This is a genomic window from Ramlibacter sp., from assembly GCF_035706265.1.
Classification (GTDB): Bacteria; Pseudomonadota; Gammaproteobacteria; order Burkholderiales; family Burkholderiaceae_C; genus Ramlibacter.
In genome coordinates this window covers 1-3,681 of sequence record NZ_DASSVG010000269.1, presented here as the reverse complement: position 1 = coordinate 3,681, position 3,681 = coordinate 1, and the positions used below count along the sequence as shown (strand labels likewise).

The window sequence follows — 3,681 nt, the reverse complement described above, 5'->3', positions numbered from 1 at the left end:
GGGCCCAATCCTCGTCGATCAGCGTGCCGCCGGTGTGCAGCGTGTTGCGCACGGTGCGGCCGCCGGCATGCTGCTGCTGCAGCGCGCAGGCACGGCGGAAGAAGTCGAGGCCGCGGCGCATCGGATCGGCGCCTTCCCAGGCGAAGTGCAGTTCGCCTTGGTGCGCCTCGCAGGCGCCGCGCACCAGCGCCTGCAGCGTCGCCTCCTCCATCGCGCGCTCGCCCGCCGGCCGCACCAGGACCTGGAAGGCGGCGCAAGCCGCGCGGCCCGCGCCGCGTGCGCCGGTGAGGAAGAACGCATCGCCCATCACCGGGAAGGATGGCACGCCGGCGCCGCCGCGGAAAGCCGTGGCGCGCTCGGGCGCGCGTCCGTTGACCCGCGTCAAGCCGGCCCGACCCCCAGGATGGCGTGCAGGAGACACTCCTGCGGAGGATTGCGGCGGGGACGCTGTTGCCGGACGCCGGCGGCGCCGCCGGACGTCAGCGGCGGCTGGCGGCCGCAATCCCCGGCGGCAGGCGCTTGAGCAGCCAGCGGATCGCCAGCGGTACCAGCACCAGGTCGTCCATCGCGCCGAGGAAGGGGATGGCGTCCGGAATCAGGTCGATCGGCGACAGCACGTACAGCACGATCAGCACCGTGCCGATCTTCAGCCAGCGGGGCGCGGCCGGATGGCGCAGCGCGTGCCAGAGCTGGCGCGCATCGCCGCGTACCAGGGTCCACAGGAGGGTGAGGCGTTTCCACATGGCTGCTTGCTTTCGATGGTGGCCCCCCGCGGGACCGTGCGCTGCATCAGATGGCGCCGCGGGCCGGCCCTGCAAGGCGCCGCTGCGCCATCGTGGCACCGGCCTGCCCCGACCGCAACATCTTCACGCTGCGGGCAGGGCGATGTCCACCCGTGCGCCGCCGAGATCCGAGCGCAGCAGCTTCAGCTCGCCGCGGTGGCTGGCCACCAGGTCGTTCACCACCGCCAGCCCCACGCCGTGGCCCGGCACGCGCTCGTCGCCGCGCACGTGCAGGCGCAGCACCGAATGGGTGTCGCTGAAGCCGGGCCCGTCGTCGTCCACCTGGATGCGCAGGCGCCCGCCTTCGCGCCAGGCGCGCACCAGCACCCGCGCACGGGCCCACTTGCCGGCGTTGTCCATCAGGTTGCCCATCATCTCGAAGAGGTCGCCTTCGTCGATGCGCCAGGCCAGGTCCGGCGGGCAGTCGATGCGGAATTCCAGCCCCTTCTCGGCATGCACCTTGGACAGCGCGTCGCGGATGCGTTCCAGCACCGGCGCCAGCGCCACTGCCGGCGCGAAGCGGGTGGCGCCACCGGCGGCGGCCCTCCCCAGCTGGTGCTGCACGATGTCGTCCATGCGCGTGACCTGCTGCGCCACCGCCTCAGGCAGTTGCGCCGGCTCCTGCAGCGCGCTGCGCAGCACGGCCAGCGGCGTCTTGAGGCTGTGCGCGAGGTAGCTCAGCGCCTCCTTGTAGCGGGTCTGCCGCTCGCGCTCCTGCTGGATCAGGGTGTTGAGGTTGTCGGTGAGGGGCGACAGCTCGGTCGGGTAGCGGCCCTCGATGCTGGACTGGGCACCGGCTTCCACCCGCCGGATCTCGGTGATCACGCGGCGCAACGGCGCCAGCCCCCAATGCAGCAGCAACAGCTGGCCCAGCAGCAGCAGCACGCCGGCGGAGCCGAACCACACCGCAAGGGTGCGCGCGAACACCCCCACTTCGCGCTCGAACTCGGCCTGGTCCTCCAGCACCGAGAGCACCAGCCGCGCCGGCCGCGGCCCGGCCTCCCAGTTGACGGCATAGGACAGGGCCATGTAGGCGTGGCCGTCGGCCTGCCGCGTCTCGGTGAGGAGCTGGCCGGTCTCCAGCTCGGTGCGGAAGGGCGGCTGCACACCCACGCTGGAGTTCGAGCGCCACTGCTCGTTGCGCTCCACGTTGTAGATGCTCGCGTACAGCCCCGAGCCGGGCAGCGACAGCCGCGCGTTGCCCAGGCCCGCCGGCATCACCAGGGCGCCGGAGGCGTCCACTTCCGCGCGCGAGAGCAGCAGGTCCACCGTGCCGTGCAGCATCGCGTAGTGGGCGGCGCGCACGCTGTCGGCGTGGGCGCGCTGCACGGCGATGCCCGCGGCGGCCATGAAGAACACCAGCACCAGCGCGGCGCCGAGGAGGAGGCGGGCCCGGATCGAGTACCCGGGCCTCATCCCAGGGTGAAGCGGTAGCCGCGCCCGCGCAGGGTCTCGATGGGCGCCAGGCTGCCGTCCGGATCGAGCTTGCGGCGTAGCCGCCCGACCAGCACTTCCAGCACGTTGCTGTCGCGGTCGTCGCCGTGCGGATAGAGGTAGTCCGAGAGTTCCTGCTTGGTCACCACCCGGGCGCGCTCGCGCACCAGGTACTCCAGCAAGCGGTATTCGTAGGCCGTGAGGTCCAGCGGCTCGCCGTCGAGCTTCACCGCCTGGGCCGAGAAGTCGAGGCTGATCGGCCCCAGCGTGAGCACGTCGGTGGTGGCCTTCAGCGAGCGGCGCAGCAGCGCCTTCACGCGCGCCGCCAGTTCGGGATATTCGAAGGGCTTGACCAGGTAGTCGTCGGCGCCCGCCTCCAGCCCCAGCACCTTGTCCTGCCAGGTGCTGCGCGCCGTGAGGATCAGGATCGGTGTCGCCCGGCCCTCGGCGCGCAGCTTCTGCACGATGGCGATGCCGTTCAGCTTGGGCAGGCCGAGGTCGACGATGGCGAGGTCGAAGGGGAATTCCTGGGCCATGTAGAGGCCCTCCTCGCCATCGACGGCCACGTCGACGCGGTAGCCGTCCGCCTCCAGCTGGCGCTTGAGCGTCAGGCGCAGGGCGGCTTCATCCTCGATCAGCAGCAGGCGCATGGTTCAGACCGGCCGGCCCGTGGCCATGTCGATCAGCACCACCCGCACGTCGCCGGCCGGCGTGACCACCTTCACCCGCCACACCGGCCGGTTCCCCGCCTCGGCGCGCTCGACCGCCAGCACCCGCCCCTGGCTCAGGCGCTGGGCGATCGCGGCCGCGTCGTCACGGCTCACGTCGGCCCAGGCGGGCAGCACGGCAGCCAGTGCGGCGGCGAGGATCAGCTTGCGGAAGTACGGCATGGCGGGGCTTGCGGTCTCGGGGTCAACGACGGATTTCAGGCTCCAGCGGCGTGACGGACACGCGCACCGGGATGGTGGCGCCGGGCTGGTCGTGCAGCACCGTGCTGGCTTCCACGCCGCGGTAATCATAGGTGACGCGGTAGCCGGTGAGGCGGTTCTGCTGGTCGTACACCGTGCGGCAGCTGCGCACCTCGCGCGCTTCCGGCGCCGGCGCCGCGACGGCCGCGCCGCTGTTCTGGATGCGGTCGCCGGTGATCGCGCCGATCACGGCGCCGGCGGCAGTGGCAGCTTCCCGGCCGTGACCCTTGCCCACCTGGTTGCCCAGCAGGCCGCCGGCGAGGCCGCCGACGATCGCGCCGCCGTAGCCGCCGCTGGGCGCCGCGGCACGCGGTGCCTCCTGCACCCACTGGCTGGTGCATTCCTGACGGGGCACCTGCACCACCTCGTACTGCGGCTCGACCGAGCGTACGCGGGCGTGGTCGGTGAAGCTCTGGGCCTGGGCGCCGGTGGCAGCCAGGGTGGCGAGCAGGACGGAGGGGACGAGGGCGTTGCGTAGCATGGAAGACTCCTTCGGG

The 3,681-nt window shown here is 72.4% G+C and carries 5 protein-coding genes and 1 pseudogene; all 6 read right to left on the bottom strand.

What is annotated here, in order from left to right; all coding sequences use genetic code 11:
• A pseudogene (locus VFM98_RS09965) lies at nt 1-325 on the bottom strand (hypothetical protein); the annotation flags it as partial.
• Nucleotides 326-479: 154 nt separating this feature from the next.
• Nucleotides 480-743, bottom strand: coding sequence for a YkvA family protein (locus VFM98_RS09960; protein WP_325109772.1), 264 nt, complete (start codon nt 741-743; stop codon nt 480-482).
• 123 nt (nt 744-866) lie between these two features.
• The gene (locus VFM98_RS09955; RefSeq protein ID WP_325109771.1) at nt 867-2,198 is read right to left on the bottom strand and encodes an ATP-binding protein; all 1,332 of its coding nucleotides are present in this window, start codon (nt 2,196-2,198) and stop codon (nt 867-869) included.
• Nucleotides 2,195-2,866 carry a response regulator transcription factor gene (locus VFM98_RS09950; protein WP_325109770.1) on the bottom strand — a complete coding sequence of 224 codons (672 nt, stop codon included), beginning with the start codon at nt 2,864-2,866 and terminating at the stop codon, nt 2,195-2,197. The genes VFM98_RS09955 and VFM98_RS09950 overlap by 4 nt, the downstream gene beginning before the upstream one ends.
• Nucleotides 2,867-2,869: 3 nt before the next feature.
• Nucleotides 2,870-3,106: a PepSY domain-containing protein gene (locus VFM98_RS09945; RefSeq protein WP_325109769.1), complete on the bottom strand. Its 237-nt coding sequence runs from the start codon at nt 3,104-3,106 to the stop codon at nt 2,870-2,872.
• A gap of 22 nt (nt 3,107-3,128) precedes the next feature.
• Nucleotides 3,129-3,665: a glycine zipper 2TM domain-containing protein gene (locus VFM98_RS09940; protein ID WP_325109767.1), complete on the bottom strand. Its 537-nt coding sequence runs from the start codon at nt 3,663-3,665 to the stop codon at nt 3,129-3,131.
• Nucleotides 3,666-3,681 lie beyond the last annotated feature (16 nt).

What these genes read in the sequence shown, in the direction of transcription:
- VFM98_RS09950 (WP_325109770.1), bottom strand. Translation starts at nt 2,866, where the DNA reads ATGCGCCTGCTGCTGATCGAGGATGAAGCCGCCCTGCGCCTGACGCTC.
- VFM98_RS09955 (WP_325109771.1), bottom strand. Translation starts at nt 2,198, where the DNA reads ATGAGGCCCGGGTACTCGATCCGGGCCCGCCTCCTCCTCGGCGCCGCG.
- VFM98_RS09945 (WP_325109769.1), bottom strand. Translation starts at nt 3,106, where the DNA reads ATGCCGTACTTCCGCAAGCTGATCCTCGCCGCCGCACTGGCTGCCGTG.
- VFM98_RS09940 (WP_325109767.1), bottom strand. Translation starts at nt 3,665, where the DNA reads ATGCTACGCAACGCCCTCGTCCCCTCCGTCCTGCTCGCCACCCTGGCT.
- VFM98_RS09960 (WP_325109772.1), bottom strand. Translation starts at nt 743, where the DNA reads ATGTGGAAACGCCTCACCCTCCTGTGGACCCTGGTACGCGGCGATGCG.